Annotated in this window: 14 protein-coding genes; 3 read left to right on the top strand and 11 right to left on the bottom strand. The window is 52.3% G+C overall.

The genetic code is table 11. From position 1 onward, the window contains the following. Positions 1–6: 6 nt before the first annotated feature. From hepB to NST47_RS19890, 5 genes are all read right to left on the bottom strand, one after another. Complete coding sequence (gene hepB / locus NST47_RS19910; protein WP_341156677.1) at positions 7–4,602, bottom strand: heparin/heparin-sulfate lyase HepB; 4,596 nt, start codon at positions 4,600–4,602, stop codon at positions 7–9. 66 nt (positions 4,603–4,668) lie between these two features. Next, positions 4,669–5,670: a Gfo/Idh/MocA family protein gene (locus NST47_RS19905; RefSeq protein ID WP_341156676.1), complete on the bottom strand. Its 1,002-nt coding sequence runs from the start codon at positions 5,668–5,670 to the stop codon at positions 4,669–4,671. A gap of 30 nt (positions 5,671–5,700) precedes the next feature. Next, the gene (locus tag NST47_RS19900) at positions 5,701–7,308 is read right to left on the bottom strand and encodes a hypothetical protein (protein ID WP_341156675.1); all 1,608 of its coding nucleotides are present in this window, start codon (positions 7,306–7,308) and stop codon (positions 5,701–5,703) included. A gap of 41 nt (positions 7,309–7,349) precedes the next feature. Beyond that, positions 7,350–8,219 (bottom strand): carbohydrate ABC transporter permease, encoded by an 870-nt coding sequence (locus NST47_RS19895; protein WP_341156674.1) that lies wholly within the window; start codon positions 8,217–8,219, stop codon positions 7,350–7,352. Between the two features lie 27 nt (positions 8,220–8,246). Beyond that, entirely contained in the window at positions 8,247–9,209 is a 963-nt protein-coding gene (locus tag NST47_RS19890) for an ABC transporter permease (RefSeq protein ID WP_341156673.1), read from the bottom strand. A 448-nt stretch (positions 9,210–9,657) separates the two neighbouring features. Here NST47_RS19890 and NST47_RS19885 point away from each other — a divergent pair, with 448 nt between their 5' ends. Further along, positions 9,658–11,853, top strand: a complete 2,196-nt coding sequence (locus NST47_RS19885) for a helix-turn-helix transcriptional regulator (protein ID WP_341156672.1) — start codon at positions 9,658–9,660, stop codon at positions 11,851–11,853. A 187-nt stretch (positions 11,854–12,040) separates the two neighbouring features. Here the strand turns inward: NST47_RS19885 and NST47_RS19880 are convergent, their stop codons facing one another. Beyond that, entirely contained in the window at positions 12,041–12,586 is a 546-nt protein-coding gene (locus NST47_RS19880) for a TetR/AcrR family transcriptional regulator (protein ID WP_341156671.1), read from the bottom strand. Between the two features lie 304 nt (positions 12,587–12,890). Here NST47_RS19880 and NST47_RS19875 point away from each other — a divergent pair, with 304 nt between their 5' ends. Beyond that, positions 12,891–13,082: a hypothetical protein gene (locus NST47_RS19875; RefSeq protein ID WP_341156670.1), complete on the top strand. Its 192-nt coding sequence runs from the start codon at positions 12,891–12,893 to the stop codon at positions 13,080–13,082. Between the two features lie 57 nt (positions 13,083–13,139). Then, the gene (locus tag NST47_RS19870) at positions 13,140–13,553 is read left to right on the top strand and encodes a cupin domain-containing protein (protein ID WP_341156669.1); all 414 of its coding nucleotides are present in this window, start codon (positions 13,140–13,142) and stop codon (positions 13,551–13,553) included. Between the two features lie 231 nt (positions 13,554–13,784). Here NST47_RS19870 and NST47_RS19865 read toward each other — a convergent pair whose 3' ends face one another. The 5 genes from NST47_RS19865 to NST47_RS19845 form a co-directional block, all read right to left on the bottom strand. After that, the gene (locus NST47_RS19865) at positions 13,785–14,063 is read right to left on the bottom strand and encodes a CBM96 family carbohydrate-binding protein (RefSeq protein ID WP_341156668.1); all 279 of its coding nucleotides are present in this window, start codon (positions 14,061–14,063) and stop codon (positions 13,785–13,787) included. Between the two features lie 28 nt (positions 14,064–14,091). Then, positions 14,092–14,475 carry a nuclear transport factor 2 family protein gene (locus NST47_RS19860; protein WP_341156667.1) on the bottom strand — a complete coding sequence of 128 codons (384 nt, stop codon included), beginning with the start codon at positions 14,473–14,475 and terminating at the stop codon, positions 14,092–14,094. Positions 14,476–14,537: 62 nt separating this feature from the next. After that, positions 14,538–16,274, bottom strand: coding sequence for an ABC transporter ATP-binding protein (locus tag NST47_RS19855; RefSeq protein ID WP_341159707.1), 1,737 nt, complete (start codon positions 16,272–16,274; stop codon positions 14,538–14,540). Then, positions 16,243–18,075, bottom strand: coding sequence for an ABC transporter ATP-binding protein (locus tag NST47_RS19850; RefSeq protein WP_341156666.1), 1,833 nt, complete (start codon positions 18,073–18,075; stop codon positions 16,243–16,245). The genes NST47_RS19855 and NST47_RS19850 overlap by 32 nt, the downstream gene beginning before the upstream one ends. Positions 18,076–18,183: 108 nt before the next feature. Further along, a complete protein-coding gene (locus NST47_RS19845) occupies positions 18,184–19,674 on the bottom strand; it encodes a carboxylesterase/lipase family protein (RefSeq protein ID WP_341156665.1) in 1,491 nt (496 codons plus the stop codon). Between the last annotated feature and the right edge of the window lie 110 nt (positions 19,675–19,784).

The following is a 19,784-nucleotide window of genomic DNA, read 5'->3' as shown; positions in this document are numbered from 1 at the left end:
TTCGCTTTACTGCCCAACCTGTGCAGGCCTTGCGAATTTGATTTCAATAATTGCGTTCCAGCTGCTGTTGGAATTGCCCTTCGCGTTATAGCGAATATAGCGGGCCTGCGTATTCGTTGGGAAGCTGAACGTTTCGTAGACGAAGGCGGCCAGGCCGCTGCCCTCGCCATTTTGAATGACAGGCGTCCAATTGTCGCCATCCTCGGATACATCGATACCAAAATACGCTTTTCGCTCGTTGCCCTTATTGAACACAATCTCCATGTCGGCTACGGTCTGGACCGCCCCTAGGTCGTAAATGACCCAATGATTTGTGCCTTCCACCGACCATAACGTCTCCACATTGCCGTCGTGGCTTTTATCCGGCGTTGTATCCTCGAAATAGCCGCTGCTTGTGCTTACTGTAATCGGAATATAGTCCTTTGCGGGCGCCGGAGGCGTCCCCGGCTGCACGTAAATAACGTTCGCGAACGTATCCCTGGAGATCGCTGCAAAATACGTATCCGACAGCACCGTCGCCGGAACGAGCAGTGTCTGGCCATACACCGACGCAGCGACGGTCATCGCGACGGGCGCATTGTCCCAGTACGCCGTCGAAGCGCCGTTAGCAATGCTCAGCGTGTGCCCGTCTTTTTCCGCAGTCATCGTATCGGCCTGGTCGTCCCAGGCCCAATCCACGCCAAGATTGCTCAGAACAGGCTGAGCAGGAAGCAGCAGCTCCCCGTTCTGAAGCTTTGCCCCGGTCTCCGAATAGACGAACCGATTGTTTACACGGATGTACATCTCGTTGTTCACAGGCGGCTCAACCGGGATAATCGGACGGACGGCGTTGGCATTTTTGTAGGTCAGCGTGTAAGCGCCCGCCTCCCCACGGTACACGGCAACGCCTCCGGCTTCCGTCACGATCGCTTCGCCACTGTTAATCCCGTTCCGCTGGATCGTCCAGGTGCCTGCGGCCAGATCAGCCACAGTCATTTCGTATGAGCCGCTGCCGCTGAAGGAGAAAGCCACGTCGCCGGAGGTTCGGCCCTTCGCTTTGCCGAAGACGATGACACGGTCCGCGACGACGGCCCCTGCGACGTTCGCCGTCTCAATCAGGGATACCGGCAGCGGCGTCGTGTCCGGGCTGGCGTCGCCCACCTGGAGCACGTTCAGGAAATAATCCTCAGCTTTGGCCGTTTGCGGGGAAAGCTCCATTCGCCAGCCACCTCCTTCGTTGTTGCCGCCGGCAATCGTCAGCGCGTCGTAGTTGACGCCGTCCACCATAAACTCCTGGCCCGGGCCGCCGATCTTCTGAATTTGTGCGTCGCCCGCCTGAGGCAGCATCGTATCGACCGTCAGCTTGCCGTTGTAATCGTACCGCTCGTTTTTGAATACCGTCCGGTTGCCGGTAATTTCCGGCTCCTCCAGACCGTGCAGCAGCCACGTTTTCTTAAACTCCGGGTTCGCGGACACGACGCGGTCGAACACCACCATCGCCGCCGGATGCGCGTCGTCCTGCAAATTCAGGAACATGAAGCTTCGTTCGTAATCGGATATTTTATTCGAGTACGCCTGGGTCAAATCACCCTTCAGGTAAGAATAGTTCGGCTTCATCGGATCCTCGCCGTATTCATGCCCCCTAATCTCGGCCGTCCGGTAGCCATTCGCCGGGTTTTGCAGCTCCTCCAGCGTCTTCGGCTCCTTGCCGCCGTTGGGAATGCGCTGCCCGCCGTCATTGGCACGGTTGCCCGAACGAACGAACGTTTCGTTCGGATCATAGACGAGCATGGTGTTGTGCGCAATCGAACGCTTATTGTAATCCAGATCGTGCGGGCTTCCGTATCCTGTGCTGCCGTTGTTGGTCTGGCTGGACACCGTCTTCAGCGCAGCCTGATAGTAGCCGGAATCGGTAGCGAGCGCGCCTTTATAATAAATTTGGAAGGACCCCGCATCCAGATGCTGATGGTTGGCAAACCACCATTCGTTCACCTCCATTTCCGCGACGACCGCGGGCGATTCCACTCCGTCCTGCCAGCCGGTGCGGGCAATCATGCCGCCCTTCGGCGACGGATAATACATCGTCAGCGGCAGCTCGCTGACCGGGCGTCCGCCCAAATCCGGATCGTTAAAAACAAGAAATTCAACCGGATTAAGCGACTGATTGCTTGTCGGAGACGGCAGCTTTAAATATGGCAGCTCGCGCATCCCTTCCTCCTTCAAATACGGATCGCCGAAGTAATTGCCGGTCAGCAGCATCGAGCGATAGAATGAAGCATCGTACACGCCGACCGCGTTGTTGTTACGGCTGCCGTCTCCATCGCGCAGCAATTGGCCATCGGGACGCCTGGCGTAGAGCGGCCAGTACAGCGCATATTGCTGATCGGGGCCAAAAACCTTGGGATGCCCGGCCCGGTCGTAAAGCCAGGTCGCCAATATTTCCCACTGAAAGCGGTACTGCATATAATGCTCGCCCTGATTGTGCATGTGTGCTGGATACATAAATAATTTCGGCTCAATGTATTCCGCAAAAAAGCGTCCAACCGTATGCTGAAAAATATCGGGTCGCTCATCGTACATCGCGATGCCCGCAGCGGCGAGATCGCGCATGAGTTGGCCCTCCACCCCATGACCAACGACGGCCCCCTGATTGATCGGCGGCCAGCCGATCTCCATGAGCGACGCCGCAGACATCACGAAATTGGCGAACAGCGTCTGATCTTCGCTCGTCAGCAGCGGATAGCACCAGTCGTACACCTCCGCGGCGACAAATACGGTCTGCCCCTGTCCGTTATAATCGCCTGATGTGAACTTGACCGTCGTCATAAAATTGCGCATCGCGGAGATCGCACTCAGCCCCACCTGCGCATCGCCGCGCATCGCGTATTCGAACGCGCGGCTCTCGATGACGCTGAGCGTCGCGGCGCTAAAGTTGGTGCTTGCCGAGGTCGCAGGCAAGCTGCCGTCCACGGTTGAAAGCAAATTCGTCTGGTGCTTGACCAGCGCATTCGCATTTTGCGGCTTGATGCTGTTCGCGAGTATGCCCGGAATGTCCGCGCTTCTGAAATAAATCCGCGGATGCGCCGCGGGCGGGGAAAATTGCGTTGGCATCGGGTAAACCGGCTCGACGTACTCGTCGCCGCCGGGGTTATAAAGCACATCTGCGGTGACGTAGAGCGCGTCCATCTTCAGAGCGCCCTCGCGGTGGTACAGCTTCATCGCATTCGTGCCTGCGCCGAGCGCCGCCGTTTTGACTCGTACCCAGATGAAACCGCCGTCCTCGCGGACCGGGAAGCTGGTGCCGTAGAGAGCGCTGTTCAGCGCCTCGTCATTGAAGCCGATATAGAAAGAATCGGCGGAGGCCCTCTCCGCATTACCCCTGAGCCAAACGTAGTACGTGTCCGCTGTGCCCACCTCGAACGGCAGCACGATTTCCGGCATTTTACTATCGGGATCGGTCAAATTGCCGCTCGACAGCGTGTCCGAAATATATTTGCCGCCGGAAGCATATACACTCTCTTTCACCGTGAAGTTTCCTTGAAACGGCGTATCCTCCAGCTCGATTTTCGTATCCAGCGCGTACGTTGGCCGCGGCGCGGTGGCGCCAGGGTCATACAGCACGTTGGAGGTCACATAAATTGCGTCCATTTTGAGCCCCTTCTCGCGGTGGTACAGCTTCAGCGCATTCGTGCCTACGCTGAGTGCAGCCGTTTTGACCCGAACCCAGATAAAGCTGCCGTCCTCGCGAATCGGGAAGCCGGTGCCGTACGGGCTGCTGTTTAACGTTTCGTTGTTGAAGCCGATATAGAACGTGTCCGAGCCGCTGCCCGCGGCGTTGGCCCGAAGCCATACATAATAGACGCCTGCGGTGCTGATCGTAAAAGGCAGCACAATCTCCGGTGTCTTGCCGTCGGGATCAGTCAAATTGCCGCTCGATACCGTGTCCGAAATATATTTGCCGCCGGAAGCGTATACACTCTCTTTCACCGTGAAGTTTTCTTGAAACGGCGTATCCTCCAGCTCGATTTTTGTATCCAGCGCGTAAGTTGGTGGCGGCGCGGTAGCGCCGGGGTCGTACAGCACGTTGGAGGTCACATAAATCGCGTCCATTTTGAGCCCCTTCTCGCGGTGATACAGCTTCAGCGTATTCGTACCCGCGCTGAGGGCAGCCGTTTTGACCCGAACCCAGATAAAGCTGCCGTCCTCGCGAATCGGGAAGCCGGTGCCGTACGGGCTGCTGTTTAACGTCTCATTGTTGAAGCCGATATAGAATGTATCCGAGCCGCTGCCCGTGGCGTTGGCCCGAAGCCATACGTAATAGACGCCTGCGGTGCTGATCGTAAAGGGCAGCGAAATCTCCGGCGGTGTCTTGCCGTCGGGATCGGTCAAGTTGCCGCTCGATACCGTATCCGAAATATATTTGCCGCCGGAAGCGTAAACATTTTCCTTTACTGTAAAATTGGACGCAAACGCCGTATTTTCCAGCTCGATCGTCGTATTCAATGCGTAGCTTCCTTCGTCGGCGTGCGCTGACGGTGTCGGCAGGAAAGTGAAAATACCGCATTGAACGAGCAGGCAGCAGCAAAGCAGCGCCGCCAGCATACGTCTAACACGCTTGTTCATCAGCAAATCCTCCTTTAAAATTGTTTATTTTCGTTCACGACCGCAGCGCGGGCTGGAGGCCGGGCTCTACCCCTGCCTCCGGTATTCACTGTGCCGCTTGCGAATGCAGTCTGCAACCTCCACGGATTGCAGCGCGGACACCACCTCCCCTTCGGGCTTTCTTCCGGCCGCCAGCGCCAGCAGGAACGATTCGTTCTCCTGATAGAAGCCGTTGCTCACCGACATGTCATCGGCTGGGCCAAGCGCGTCGCCGCGAATTTCCTGCTCCTCCCTGCCGCCTGTAAACCGCCTGATCCGGCCCGGCCAGTCGACGGAGTGCCAGACCGGCAGCTCGGCAAAATAGGTCGTATTCAGCAGGCTGACCGACGCCCGCTCCATAATAAGGCCCTCCGCCGGACAAAAGCTGAGCCGAGCCGACGCGCCCGAAACCATGCGGGCGTGCAAAAACACATTCGCTGCGCCGGGTCCGAGCTCGGGCAGCTCCTGATAAGCAAACGCAACATGCTCATAGTCCGAGTCGGCGATAAACCGCACAGCATCGATGCCGTGAATGGCCGTTTCGGCAAAATCCTCGTCCCGCCGGTTATGGCGGTACATGTCGTACCGGATCGAGCGGATGTCCTCCGGCCGATGCGCCTGCTCCAGCAGCCGCTTCAGCTCCGTCATCACTGGCATATACCTGCGATTGAACGCCACCCGGTTCGCGGCCCCGCTGCGCTCCGCCACGTGGACAATCGCCTCCGTCTCCTCGCGGTTCAGACCGGGCGGCTTCTCCACCAGCAGCGGGTACCCCTGCTCCAGAATGGCAACGGCCAGCCGGGCGGTCAGATGGCCGGGTACGAGGAGACAGACGACATCCGGTCTCTCCGCCTCCAGCATGGCCGTCAGGTCGGTATAATGCCTGCTGAAGCCGAACTTGGCGGCAAAGCCGGTCGCCTTGCCCTCCTCCTTGTCGCAGCAGGCAGCGAGCCTCAGGCCCGGATAGGCCTGGGCCAGCCTGCGGTAAGCGGGGCCGTGGACGGACTCCGCGATGTGGCCGCAGCCGACGAGGCAAATTGCTAATTGCATAATCTCCTCCTCCGATCGGCGATCCCTGAATTATTTGCTTTCCGCCTTATAGCGCGCATAAGCACTGTTATACGCGTCGAGCACCTTTTGCAGGTTCATCTTGTTCATTTCCTCCAGATGCTTATCCCAAGTAGCATCGACGTCCTGAGCGCCCATCAGCCCTTTCTGCTCATATTCGTCGAGGAACGGCGTCAGGTTGACCATCGCGTTGTCGATCGTCTTTTTCTCCTCGGCGGTAAAGGTGAGCACAGGGAACGGCTTCGCCAGCCAGTCGCTTTTTTCGTACATCGTAAACCCGTTCTTGCCAATGTCGTTCATTGAATTCAGTTCGCCCGCCAGCGAGCCACGGCGGCCGATTTCGTAGCCTGCCCCGATGCTCCGCAGAAAGTTCGGAAATCCGCCGGAGTGGGACAAGGCCACAGGCTTCGGAACGGGCTCGTTGTTCACCAGCTCGTAATGCGTGCCCTCCAGACCGAAGTTCATCAGCCGTTCTCCTGTCGGGCTAAAGAAAAAGTCCATATACCGGATAACGGTGACAGGGTCCTTCGCCTGCGCGGAAATGCCCCACGCGTACGAATGGATCGGCTCGCGGGTATGATTGAATTTCACCTTGCCCGTGACATCCGCCGGCGGTGCCATCGCCACAAAATTGATCGCTGGCACCTGAGCCTTCACCGCATCGTTCACCGCCGCGGTGGAGCCAAACCAGTCAATCGTCGCACCGCCCAAATTGTTACCGAGCAAAAATTGGCGCGCCTGAGAGCCGCGGGTGAAAATTTCAGGATCGATAATGCCGTCCTTATACCATTGAGACAGCTCCTTCAGCGCCGCCCTGTATTCCGGCTCGGCCTTGCCGTGATGCACCTTGTCGTCCTTGCCAACGTACCATTCGTGGTTCGCACCCCATAGCTGGAGCAGCGGCCTGATGCCTTTATCCCGGTAGAAATAAGGTACCTCGTCCTGCTTCCCGTTGCCGTTCGGGTCCTGCTGGCGGAACGCGTACAGCGCTTTCTTGTATTCGTCCAGCGTCGTAGGCGCTTTCAATCCGAGCTTATTGAGCCAATCCTGCCGGATAAAGAAGCCCATCGAAGGCAGCGATTTGCCCGGCTCTCCGCCCAGCGTGCCGGTGACTGTATACAGCTTGCCGTCCGGTCCCGCGCCCGCGCGGCGCGCCTCCGGGTAATCGGCCAAAAATTTCTGGATGTTGGGCGCATGCTTTGCGATCAAATCGTCAAGCGGGATCAACGCCCCTTGGCTGATGATCGGGTTGATCGTATCACGCTGCCCATGGATCAGATCCGGCAAGTCTCCGGAGGAGAGCATAGTATTAAACGCCTGCTTCTCTTCGGTAATCGACTCGTTGGCGACGTTCTTCATCGCCACATTCGTGATTTTGGCCGTTTCCGCCCAGGCGGGCATGTCGCCCTTGGGCGCACCGTTCCCGCCGAAGGCGTAGAACAGCGTCACCGTGATGGGCTTGTCGGTAATTTTGAGTTGATCCTTGCCATTGTAGCCCGAACCCGCGTTTGATTCCTGTGTCGACGTAGCCGCCCCCTGCTCTCCGTCGCTTTGACAGCCGGCGAGCAGCGCAGGAACCATGGCCATGAGCAGCGTCAGCGCCGCATATTTTTTTCTCATCTGTAACCAGACCTCCCAAAATGTTTTGAATGTAACAGCTATCAGCCCTTAATCGCGCCTACCATAATGCCTTTGACAAAAAATCGCTGAATGAATGGATACAGCACGAGCATTGGAAGCACCGCAATGACGATCGTCGCATAGACGATGGTCTGCTCGGTCATAACGTTGGCGCTGAAATCGATCGCCTCGTTCACGTTGTAGGATACCTCGACGATGAGCTTCTTGAGCAGCACCTGCAGCGGAACCAGACTCTGGTCCTTCAGCAGCAGCATCGACCAGAAGTAGGCGTTCCAGCGGGCGACAAAGTAATACATCGTAATGGTCGCCAGTGCCGAGACAGACAGTGGCAAATAGATGCGGGTCAGAATGACCCAGTCGCTTGCGCCGTCCATCTTCGCGGATTCCTCCATGGAATCCGGCACATTTTCAAAAAACGTACGCAATAAAATGACATTGAATGTGTCAACGGCAAAACAGAGCAGGATGCCGAGACGCGAGTCCAGCAAATGCAAGTTTTGAAAATTTTGATAAACGGGGATCATGCCTGCGCTGAACCACATCGTCGCCAGCACAAAAAACGTAATAACCTTCCTACCCTTCATCCGCCGCTTGGACAACGGATAAGCGCCAAGAATAGTCAGCACCATGCTGACCAGCGTGCCGAATACAGCGTAAAAAATCGTGTTGCCGTAGGCGGTCCAGATGTTCTCCATCCCGATCACCTTATTGAACGAGGCCAGCTCGAAGCCGACGGGCAGCAGCGTCACTGCTCCGGTCGCCACCGCCATCGGCTCGGAGAACGCGGAGATGATGACGTAATATAGCGGATACAGGGTCACAAACACAAGCAGCAGCATAAACAGCACATTGAACGCGCCGAATATTTTTTCGCCGGTTGTTCGACTCACCTTTTTGTTCCTCCCGGTAGCGAAGCGTTACATTATGGATACGTCGCTTATTTTTTTGGACAGCCTGTTGGCGCTCAGAACGAGAACCAGCGAAACGAAACCATTAAACAATCCGACGGCTGTCGACATCGAATAATCCGAATTTTGAATGCCTACCCGGTAGACGAAGGTGCCGATCACGTCGGCGGTTTCATAAGTAATCGGCTGGTACAGCAAAATAATCATCTCATAGCCGATCTGCATGAAATGGCCGATCTGCAGGAGCAGCATAATGCCGATCGTTGGCAGCAGCCCGGGCAGCGTCACATGCTTGATTTGCTTCCAGCGCCCGGCCCCGTCGATAGTCGCAGCTTCGTAAAGCGATGAATCGATGGACATCAGAGAGGAAAAATAAATAATGGAAGCAAATCCGGCATTGGCCCAAATACCTTGAAGCACGTAAATCGGTTTAAAAAATTCCGGTTTTGTCAAGAAGTATGCGCTTTCAAAACCGAGCTTTTGCAGTAAGATGTTCACAATCCCGATCGAAGGCGACAAAAAGTTGACCACCAGTCCGGCAATGACGACCGTGGAAATAAAGTGTGGCATGTACGAGATCGTTTGCACTGCCGTCCGGAACATTTTGCTGCGAACCTCGTTGAATAAAATCGCCAGCACGATCGGTATCGGAAACCCAAAGGCCAGGTTCATCAGGCTGATCGTCAGCGTGTTGCGGATAATTCGCCAGAAATAAGGGCCGGTAAAAAACTCCTGGAATTTCTCGAACCCGACCCACGGGCTCCTCGCATACCCGAGAAACGGCTTATAGTCCATAAAGGCCATACGCAAGCCGCCGAAGGGCAGGTAATAAAATATAATATAATAGATCACAAACGGAGCCAGCATCAGATACAGCAGCCTGTCTCTGTGCAGACACACCAGCCATTCCGCCGCACGGTTCTGCGGACCTGCTTGCGGAAGCGAACGGGATTTGGCGGCAAGCTTCAACATTGTTCCTCCTTTCGAGTCTGAAGCGCGTGCTGATGTATCGGTAGGGCAATTGCAGTGGAAGTGGGCTTCAAATGGACGCAACAGGGACATTTTCCTATTATCTTATCGTGCCACGCTTCTGCATGCCTATCCCGGAAGTCACGCTTCTTCTCGCTTGTTATGTCGTTCACCGGTGAACTTCACACTTGAACTGTAGCACTTGGGTTGCGGACTGAAAACCCTCTCTTTGTTGGATCGGCCGAAAAACTTCCGATCTTCGGCCGAATTTGTTACAATTTTATAAATTGGAACATTTTAGGGTGATAGGAGTTCATTTTTTTGATGTTTAGATGTAGTATTTAGAAGCATAGAGATATAAGCGTTAAACTTCTCGTGTAAACGCTTACCTGTCAGCAGGCAAAACCGAAGCGGAAGGCTTCTTGCCGAAGGCGATGAAAGGGGGTCCGGTATGCGCTATTACCGGAAAATGTTTTTTGCTTTTGCCAGTGTTGCGCTGGTCTTTACGTTGTTGCTGGAGGCGATTTTCGTCAGTCTGTACTGGATTCCGTCGAGGAAGCAGTTCTCCATGAATTTGGAACAGACGGCCCGACAGGCAAGCGAATATACCGATTTGCGCCTGCGCTCGCTTCAGGAGACCGGGGTCATGATGAATTTGTCGGACTACACGAGAGCGTATTTGATAGGCAGCCTAAACGGCTACGAACGGCTGCGGTTTGCCCGGTTTGTCAGTCTTCTCTCAGGCACCGCCCCCACGCTGAAGCAGGGAACAGCCGTTACTCGTTACGACGATGATTATGTCATCATGAACAATAGCACCGGAAATCTGGACTTCTTCCGCGCCAGCTTCCATATTCCTGAAGAGCTCCTGACCCGCGCTATCGAGCAATTCAATGAAAATAAAAGCGACACGCTCCAAATTTTGAATGTCCAGGACGACGCGGGAGAACACCTGTATGTGCTCGCCTTCTGCCAATGGGTAGGGCTTCCGCAGCCGCTGTACATATTCAACTCTTACACAACACAGCAGTTGTTTCATATGAATGCGCTTTCAGAAGGCACATTGGCCGTTTATTACAATAACCGTCTGGCCGCCGCCGCAGGAAAGCTGAATGTAGAGCAGCTGACGACGCGGCTGCAAAACGGCACTAACTACGCGGGATTGGACATTCGCCATGCCTCGTCCTCGGTTCCGGGCTTCCGCTACGTTTATTTGGCCGAGCCTCAGCGTATTTTCACTCCTGCGCTGCTCTGGATGTTCGCTGTAGGTCTGGCCGCGCTGGCCGCCAGTCTCGGCATCATGGGACTGATTACCGCAAGGATGTATCAGCCGATTCGCGGGGTGCTGATGACAACCGGCCAATTTACCGCCGGAGACGAAATGGCGCATATCCGCGACACGATCGTCAATCTGCATACGGATGTCGAGGAAATGGCCCAAGCGCTGGCGCAGCACAAAGCCGCCCAGGAAAGCAGTGTCCTTCACGATTTGCTGACCGGCGTTATCCCCCCCGAACAGGCTGGGGAGGCGCTGGCGCCGTTTCCTGAGCTTCCGGCGGAAGGACCTCTGGCGCTCGTCCTGCTGCGGTACACGCCTACCGCCCCTTTTACCGGAGGGTTCCATCACGGTGTCACCAGCGAGGCGAGACAGCGGCTGGCCGAGGCCTTGCAGCAGCATTTTGCGGCCTGCACCTTTTTCCGTGTGGTGGAGATGAGCTTTGAAACCCAGGTTTTGCTGCTGCAAGTGGATTGGACGGAGAGCATGACCGAGGGGCTGAAAAATACGATCATCGGCGTCGAGCCGGAATACGGCCTGGACATCAGTGCCTTCATCCCTCCCCCGTGCGAAGAACTAAAAAATTTGCCCACCGCTTACCGCAAGGGCATGAAAATGGTGGAAGCCCGGGAATATACCGGGTCTAACATCAAGGTGGTCCATTGGGAGGAAGCTCGGACACCGATGAAGAGCACCGTATATTTTCCACTACAGGTCGAGCAAAACCTGATTAATTCCGTCATCCACGGTAAAACCGGCGCCTGGCAGTCGGCCGTCAATGAAATTATCGAGACGAACCGCGTCGAACGGAATGCCGGTGTCTCCTCGGTAGCCCTCATGTTCGAAGGAACGCTGAACCGATTGCTCGACGGCTCGGGTGCGGCCGGACTGGAGCTGACGCATGAGCAGCTTCCCGCGGTCGAGCTCTCGTTCCGCTCCTGCCGCACCTATGAGGAGTTGAAGCAGCAGGCACAGCATCTCTTCGACGTGCTTGCCTTCCGGTTCGCCTCTGAGCAGGAAAAGTCGAACAGCGGTCTCGCCGATAAGATGCTCGCTTACGTGCACGAGCATTACATGCGCGAAATAACGCTGTTTGATCTGGCGGATTACTTGAACCTGTCGCGCAACTACGTCTCGACGCTGTTCAAAAGCGCCACCGGCTGCAACTTCAAGGATTATATCAGCGAATATCGCTACGGCAAGGCGCGTCAGATGATTCAGGAAAATCCGGATATGCGGATTAAGGAGGTGGCCGAATTGGTAGGCTGCAACACAGATGCCCTGTCCCGCCTGTTCATGCGCTACAGTGGCATATTGCCGAAGGAGTACCGCGAACAGGCAAGCCAGGGGCTTATCGGGTCCGGGGAGTGAGGCGAAACGCGGGCGCAGATAGCGCAACCGCCCCAGAATGCGCTGCTGCTCGGGCTATCAGAGCCCTGTCGCTTCCTCGCTTCATGCCCAGCATAGCCGCGAGGTGCCTGCAAGCTTTGCCGCAAGCTCCCCCCTGCCATCAGGTTTTGTTTATTTATTGAATTCAAGTTCTCCGTTATCTTAACTCCTATAGATTCCTGTCTAAAAGAATTCCTACTTGTTCTGCTATGCTTTGAGGTGAATCCAGTAATTCTTGTTTAAAATACGACTCCACAATCCCTACTATAGCCGTTCCAAAAAATTTTAGAATGACTTCTTTACTTAAACCTGTATGATTTCCTTCCGTTATATTCACCTCATTTTCTAGTTCCTCAATGACAAAATTCAGAAAACGACTCCGAAAAAAAGGCGCTCCTTTACTTGATAACATTGCCGAAAAGAATGAATAGTGACTTTCAAAGTATTCGAACCAAAGTAAATTGCTTTTTACAAAATCCATATCTGATGCTAATTTGCACAATTTCCTAAGTTCATTGATATGTTCTTCAATTAGTTTATCCAGCAAATCATATTTGTCCAAATAATGATGATAAATGGTTCTCCGACCGACATTCGCACTGTCAGAAATATGTTGCATTGTGATTTCATCGAATTTTTTTTCTGACAATAGTTTAATAAAAGCATTTTTAATTGCCTCTTGTGACTTCAGTATTCTTCTATCCACGATTGACACTTGAGTAATCACCCTACTTTTCTTAGAGGTATCGCACAAATTTCATCGCCTTGTGTAATAAGGCACAAATCAAGTTTGTTTGATCATTGCAGACCATCAGTAGTTAGTTTATATTATACACAAATGAGCGATATCGCACTTGTGTGTATTTTTTTAGCTCATTAATTACCATATCTATGTTTAATTAACAGGATTACTTTAAAAAATATTTTCAAAATAAATGTAGCTCTGGAGGAAAACAATATGTCAGAACAAAAAGTTTGGTTTATTACGGGAGCAGGTCGCACGTACCGCTTGGGAATCAATGAACGGTAAACAAGGTGGCGATCCATCCAAACTTGCGAATGCTCTACTGACCATTGCCAGTGAGAAGCAGCCTCCAGTACGCTGGGTGGCCGGTGAAGATGCTGTCGCCGCTATCGAGCAAAAGGTGAATGACCTTCAGAAGCAAATTCATGCTTATCGTGACTTATCTACGTCTCTTTCCTACGATTAACAGCATGTGGAGAAGTGAATTTCGCCGTTATACGTTAAAAATAGTGGAGGAAATTAAATGGCCAAATATGAAGAAGTAAAAGATGGTATTATTTTCTCGGTGGGAGAAAAAAATGAAGCCTATGCGCAATTTTTTGTGGGTCAAAGTTATCTCAAAACCTTGATTGCTGATCCTAAAGTGAGTGTGGGTGTTGGGAATGTGACCTTTGAACCGGGCTGCCGAAATAACTGGCATATCCATCGTGATGGATTTCAACTTTTGTTAGTAACGGGTGGCGAAGGTTGGTACCAGGAGGAAGGGAAACCTGCTCAATTCCTAAAAGCTGGCGATGTTATTGTTATTCATGATGGTGTCAAACATTGGCATGGTGCCGCAAAAGACAGTTGGTTTGAACACCTTGCAATCACTGCAGGTACGCCCGAATGGTTGGAACCTGTTTCAGATGAAGCCTACGAAAATACAACAAAATAAATTGTAAAAGATGAGGTTGAGAAAATGGTAAAACAAATTGCAGGACGCGATATACTGGGAGATGTTGCCCTCAATTTCGCAGATTCACCCATTCGTGAAACGAAATTGCATTCCTATTAAAAAAATCAAGCATTCCATTCTAATGCAAAACAAGCTAACTCACAGGCAGCAGCACTGTCCTGAATTAGCTTGTTTTATTAATCTCTTCAACTCAACCCTTAAAACAGCCTTCTAAGGCTGAATAATCAGACATGGCGTTGGGTAGCCTACAGCTTCCTTGCTGAAAAAACGGATATACTTGTTTTGGTTGCTCGTATTTTCAAGCACAATGGTGATGACTGTATCACCGGAAAGAGCTGAATTGGCCATTGACGTTACATCTAATTCAAAAGAGGCTTCTGTACCATTCACATTCACTGTACTTGCCGCAGTCGCTGCATGTCCTGGGGCATTGTTCCAGGTAATTCCAGTCAAATAGGTTTTGCGGCTTAAGCAGCTGTTTTTTTTCAAAAAATAACGTAACACCATACTTTATTAATCAACTGTAATCTTCAATCAGTGATATTTTCCCTTCTACAATTCTAAATACTGACTTCCCTTTCAGTTGCATCTTGTCTCCTGCTTTTAATCCGTTCGGCAAATCAACGGCCAGCATCCCTTCATAATCAATCATCGCTTCTATTTTGTCGTCTATAGCACTACAATCTATTATTGTCTGACGACGACTAGTGAAAATCTTAGTCGACTTTTCCGCAAGCTCTCTAAATTCTTGGATACCATTGGTCTCCATGTTAACTTCACCATTCGAAAAATTTCTGAACAGAATGTCCTTATGTAAGAGTTTAATCATCCCCAGGACATCAAATGAATTATAGGCCTCAATATAGTAATCAATGATTTCTTTGGTCTCTGAACAAATCATAGTAATAATCACCCCTTAAAAAAGAATATAAAGATTCTCGATGGTCGTTGCCGCCAAAGTATTCACAGAGTCATCTGCCACTCGCCTGCACCATGCTGCCGTCTCCATAGCCGGGCATACAGGCCATTCAACGAAAGCAATTCGTCATGTCGGCCTTGCTCCACGATCTGCCCATGATCCAGTACAACAATCTGGTCGGCATGCTGCACGGTTTTGAGCCGGTGAGCGACGACGATCAGGGTTCGACCTCGAACAAGTCGATCGATCGCTTGCTGAATCTCCGCTTCGTTCTCGGGATCTAGAGAAGCCGTTGCTTCATCGAGTAGAATCATCGGCGCGTTTTTCAGCATCGCCCTGGCAATGGAAATTCGCTGTTTTTCACCGCCCGACAGTGTGCTGCCGCCTTCGCCTACCATCGTGTCGTAACCGTTTGGCAGCCTCAGGATAAAATCGTGACAACAAGCTTGACGCGCCACCGCCTCTATTTCCTCACGCGTTGCGTCGCTTCGTCCGAACCGGATATTGCCTTCAATCGTATCCTGAAAGAGGTACACATCCTGAAACACCATAGATACTCTGCACAGCAAAGCTTCCGGGTCCATGGCATGAATATCCTCTCCACCCATCATCACTCTCCCCTTTGCCGGGTCGTAAAACCGGGCAATGAGCCGAAGAATGGTACTTTTGCCGCTGCCCGAAGGGCCAACCAATGCGGTGAAGGAACCTGCCGGTATGCTAACGCTCACGTCTCTCAGGACCGGCTGATCCAGATAGCCAAACGTAATCTGTTTCAATTCGACATCATGATCTGCTGGGGGCTGCCGCTCTCCTTGCATAACCGGTTCACGCAAAAGCTGCACGATGCGTTCACCCGCTTGCTCGAGATAACGAAACTCAGCATAACCGGAGAGAGCTGTCGTTAGCGGATCAAATATTCGGGTTCCAATGATCAGGAACGCCACGAATGTGAGGACATCCAGGCTTCCTCCGAACAGCAGCTGAACGCCAGCCATGACCATCAAGGTAAGACCGGCACGAACACAGGCCACCGCGCTCAGTACAATCGGTCCCAACATTCCTTCGAGGCGGATGCTCTGCCGCATCAATTCCCTGAATGACCTCTCAAGCCGGATAAAACGTTCTCCAGTCAAGTTATAAGCTTTTATCACCCGAATACCATTCAAATATTCTTGCAGCCGGTTGGATGCGTCAATCTTGGCTCGCATATGCTGCGAACCGAGTTTGCGCTGGATGCCCGACGTCAACAGCACCAGCAGGATGGCCACCGGCAGCGCTGAGAACAGGGAAAGCGCCAGAACCCAGTCGAGGAAAGATAGGCCAATTAAGGCCAGAACCGGCATGACGGCGGCCCCGATCATCTGCGGAACCAAATGCGAGATGCCATGCTCCAGCATCGCAAAATCGCCCACCATCATATTTGCCAGATCACCGGGATCCCGCTTGTTCAGGTACCCAAGTGACAACTTGCGCAAATGCTCGGCCAGCTTCGATCGTCCGTCCGCCGCCGCGCTGTATGCATCGCGGTATTGGGCACGATAGGCGGGAATTTCGCTTGCGAACAAGAGAACGAGCGAAAACACCAGAGCACCGCACACCCACCAGAGCCGTGTCGTATCGAGGGGCATACCGGGATAGACAAAGGGGTTAAAAATCAATCTCGCCGCTTCCACCAACAGCACAAAAGGGAATACACCAGCCAGATTGGCAACCGTCGTGTAAAATACAGGTTTGATCAAAGAGCGCGGATTATCCGCTGTGATGTTGCGCAGCATGCTCATGTTCATCGTCCGCCTCCCTTTTACCCATATACCACCCCGCCGCATGGCGATAGGAACGCCACATGCGTCCGTACAAGCCGTTAGCCGAGAGAAGGGCTTCATGCCTTCCCCGCTCGGCGATTTTCCCACTTTCCATCACAAGAATTTGATCTGCGTCCTGAATGGTGGACAAACGATGTGCGATGACAATGACCGTCTTGTTTTTCATTAACGCTTTTAGCGCCAGCTGCAGCTCATGCTCGTTTTCCGGATCGGCAAACGCCGTTGCTTCATCGAGCACGAGGATGGGAGCGTTCTTCAGGATCGCTCTGGCTACGGAGATCCGTTGTTCTTCCCCACCGGACAAATAGACGCCTTCTTCTCCAATTAAGGTGTCATACCCAAGTGGAAGTAGCTCGATGAACGCATGGCACTGCGCCGCCTTCGCCGCTGCGTACACTTCTTCCGGCTTCGCATCCGGCCGGCCGATCGCAATATTGTTGTACACGGTATCATAAAATAAAAACGATTCCTGAAACACGAATGCGACAGTATTCATCAGATCAGGGGTTGCGATATCGTGGATATCCACATTGCCGATGCGGATCGCTCCTGTGTTTACATTCCAGAAACGAGGCACCAGATTGGCCACAGTCGACTTGCCCGCTCCAGAAGGGCCGACCAGCGCCGTCACTTCCCCTTGGCGGGCGGTAAAGGAAATGTCTACAAGTACATCCGTATCCGCAGGCTCTGTTCCATAAGAAAAAAAGACATGATCAAATGAAACATCAAATGAAGTCGGCTGCTTCGGATGTTCAGGCTCCGTCACATTTCCTTCCGCCAATATACGGTCGATGCGCCGGACGCCCTCATTAATATCTCTGAGTGTTTCGGCCAGGAACATGATTTTGAACATCGGGGTGGATACACCCGGCGCCATGACCAGGAAAAACAGCAGAACGGAGGCGAAGGCGACACTGCCCGGATCGCGACTCAATAAAAACACGCCGACAGGCAGAACAAATGCGGCAAGCGAGCCGAGAGCCACCTTAAAAATCAAAGATCCGTGTTGAAACTGATCCGCTAATTTCACACCATAATCACGATAACGAATCATGTCCTGATAAAACTGGCGAAACGACTGCACGGTTTGCCCAAACACCTTGACGGCCGGCATCCCCCGCACATACTGAACGGCAGAAGCATTCATCTGTTCCAGTGAATCATGGCAAAGCTTGAGGTTTTCTTTCGTCTTCGATCCGCTGATCAGCGCGACTTGAACCGCAAAAGCGAGGACAATCGGCACGAAGCACGCAAGCGCCAACCAAACATTCAACGTAAACATCACAGCGATCATCAGGACCGTAGTCACAGCAGCATGGACGAGATCGGGCAAATGGTGAGCAATGAACGTTTCTACTTTCTCTACGTTTTGTTCCAGCGTTTTCTTGACGGCTCCCGTCGACGTACTGTTCAGCCAGCCAAGCGGAAGCTTGCCGATATGGCCGGCAAGCTTGACCCTGAGACCGTAAAGAATACGAAAAGCGGCGATATGAGAAACCATTCCTCCTGCATACATCGTGGCCAAGCCTGCTGCCAGGCCGATTAAAGCGATGACGCCAAAGCGGATCATTTCCGCTCCGTCTGCCAATGCCGGGGACGCTGCGTGCTCCAACAGCTCTTTCAAAATGAAAAAAACAGAAACGTAAGGCACCAGCATGCAAACGGCGCTAAGCGAAGATAACAGGCCTGAGACAATCATCAGTCCTCGCTTCTCTCCGGCGATTTCCAGTAGTCGGGTCACCCCTGTTTTATTTGTCATCGCTCTCCCTCCCCTTTAGACAGTTCTTTTAAATAATTATGATGAAATCGTGTGGTGAAAATTTACCTATCACTCGATTCATGTAGTCGAGTGACAGGTTAGACATCTCTAACGTGTAAGGAAGCGATTTATCTCAGCTAAGTCACCTACAGCACCAATAATAGAAGCATATCGCATAGTTTGTCTCTGATCCGGCTCATAAGATGGCCATGGGATGGTAACGCCAGGATTGCCAGTTCGAATAAATCCAATCCATGCACTTCGAATAGCAGTTGTTAAACCAGCAACAACTTCTGGATTAGCCCCTTGAAATATCGGTACATCCTTGTATGCTTCAAGATTTCCGAATATAAACGGCAGTTCTAAGCCATGGCAGGCTTTAAAAGAAGATCCGAGTGGTGCCCAATCAAACTGATATACCCAGGTACGTGATCCGGCTTTATGAACTGCTTCAGTTAACTTTAGAGAGGGGAACAGGAACGTATAGTCAGTAATCAGGTCGGATACTAGATCGATAGTTGTACTACCGGGTCGCCGCCAGCGGTATCGCTCGATTGCTTCTTCTTTCCCGGTCAAAGCAACAAAACGCTCGTTAACCAAAGCTGGATCGAGAGCTTTTATGTTCCCCAAAAGAATGTTTGCTTCCTCTCTATTGGTACCCATAATGAGATCAATACCTGCTTCACCAGCACCTTTTGCAGCCAACTCAATAAAACGATCCGCCGTAGAAAGAGAATCAAAAACTGGCATAAAAGGGAGCGTAATTTGACCAAAGCGTGCAATTTCCTGAGCCAATTTTCCCGATGCTTGTATGATCTGGGTAGGTGACAGGGTATTCAATTGAGTGGTAATTTCTTGTGGATCCCTCTGATTCACATTCAACATATCCAGCAGCCGGCGTCCATTTTCAAATGCTTTTGCTTCTGATAAAGGAGCAAGACTTGCGGGCACACTCTGTAGAATAGCTCTTTGGAAAAGTCCTTGCGCCTGTCTCGTGGCCAATAGACACATAATGGCATGGGCTCCCGCGGATTGCCCCATGACTGTGACTTGATCAGGATCGCCGCCAAAATGCGCAATATGGTCTTGAACCCATTGTAGAGCTGTGAGGATATCGGAAATCCCCATTTTCCCATCGCTAACCCCCGGATAATGCAAGAATCCAAAAGCACCAAGCCGATAATTGACGCCTACGGTAACAATGTTTCCGTCCTTGGAAAGCTCCGCTCCATCGTACCAGTCCAGCGACCCGGCTCCGGTCATATAATGTCCACCATGCAACCAAACGACAACAGGTCGTTTTTCCTGATCTATCGCTGGAGTTGAGATGGTGAGCGATAAACAATCCTCCCCTTGTGGCGGTTCAGAAGATTCTCCGATGGCTTGACGTAATGGAGAAGGCGGTTGTGGTGCAATAAGGCCATGAATACTTGCATCTCGAATTTCGGACCAAGCAGAAACAGGACGTGCCCGCGAAAAGCGAAACTTCCCCTCGGGTGCATCGGCATATGGAACACCACGAAATTGAATGACATCATTTCTTCGAATCCCTTGAAGTAAGCCAAGTGAAGTTTGTACGATACATGATTCGTTTATCATAGAAGATAACTCCTTTACTTAAAATAAAATAGATGTTCCGGCGATTCCAGTAAGTTCTCGTGGATTGAAGTCTCCTTTCACAACCGATACTACGCATCCAATGTGAACGT

Source organism: Paenibacillus sp. FSL H8-0034 (assembly GCF_038000305.1).
Classification (GTDB): Bacteria; Bacillota; Bacilli; order Paenibacillales; family NBRC-103111; genus Paenibacillus_S.
The sequence above is the reverse complement of the archived record's forward strand: the minus strand, read 5'-3'. Positions and strand labels throughout refer to the sequence as shown.

What these genes read in the sequence shown, in the direction of transcription:
- NST47_RS19885 (WP_341156672.1), top strand. Translation starts at nt 9,658, where the DNA reads ATGCGCTATTACCGGAAAATGTTTTTTGCTTTTGCCAGTGTTGCGCTG.
- NST47_RS19875 (WP_341156670.1), top strand. Translation starts at nt 12,891, where the DNA reads ATGAACGGTAAACAAGGTGGCGATCCATCCAAACTTGCGAATGCTCTA.
- NST47_RS19850 (WP_341156666.1), bottom strand. Translation starts at nt 18,075, where the DNA reads ATGACAAATAAAACAGGGGTGACCCGACTACTGGAAATCGCCGGAGAG.
- NST47_RS19845 (WP_341156665.1), bottom strand. Translation starts at nt 19,674, where the DNA reads ATGATAAACGAATCATGTATCGTACAAACTTCACTTGGCTTACTTCAA.
- NST47_RS19900 (WP_341156675.1), bottom strand. Translation starts at nt 7,308, where the DNA reads ATGAGAAAAAAATATGCGGCGCTGACGCTGCTCATGGCCATGGTTCCT.
- NST47_RS19870 (WP_341156669.1), top strand. Translation starts at nt 13,140, where the DNA reads ATGGCCAAATATGAAGAAGTAAAAGATGGTATTATTTTCTCGGTGGGA.
- NST47_RS19905 (WP_341156676.1), bottom strand. Translation starts at nt 5,670, where the DNA reads ATGCAATTAGCAATTTGCCTCGTCGGCTGCGGCCACATCGCGGAGTCC.
- NST47_RS19855 (WP_341159707.1), bottom strand. Translation starts at nt 16,274, where the DNA reads ATGAGCATGCTGCGCAACATCACAGCGGATAATCCGCGCTCTTTGATC.
- NST47_RS19890 (WP_341156673.1), bottom strand. Translation starts at nt 9,209, where the DNA reads ATGTTGAAGCTTGCCGCCAAATCCCGTTCGCTTCCGCAAGCAGGTCCG.
- NST47_RS19860 (WP_341156667.1), bottom strand. Translation starts at nt 14,475, where the DNA reads ATGATTTGTTCAGAGACCAAAGAAATCATTGATTACTATATTGAGGCC.
- hepB (WP_341156677.1), bottom strand. Translation starts at nt 4,602, where the DNA reads ATGAACAAGCGTGTTAGACGTATGCTGGCGGCGCTGCTTTGCTGCTGC.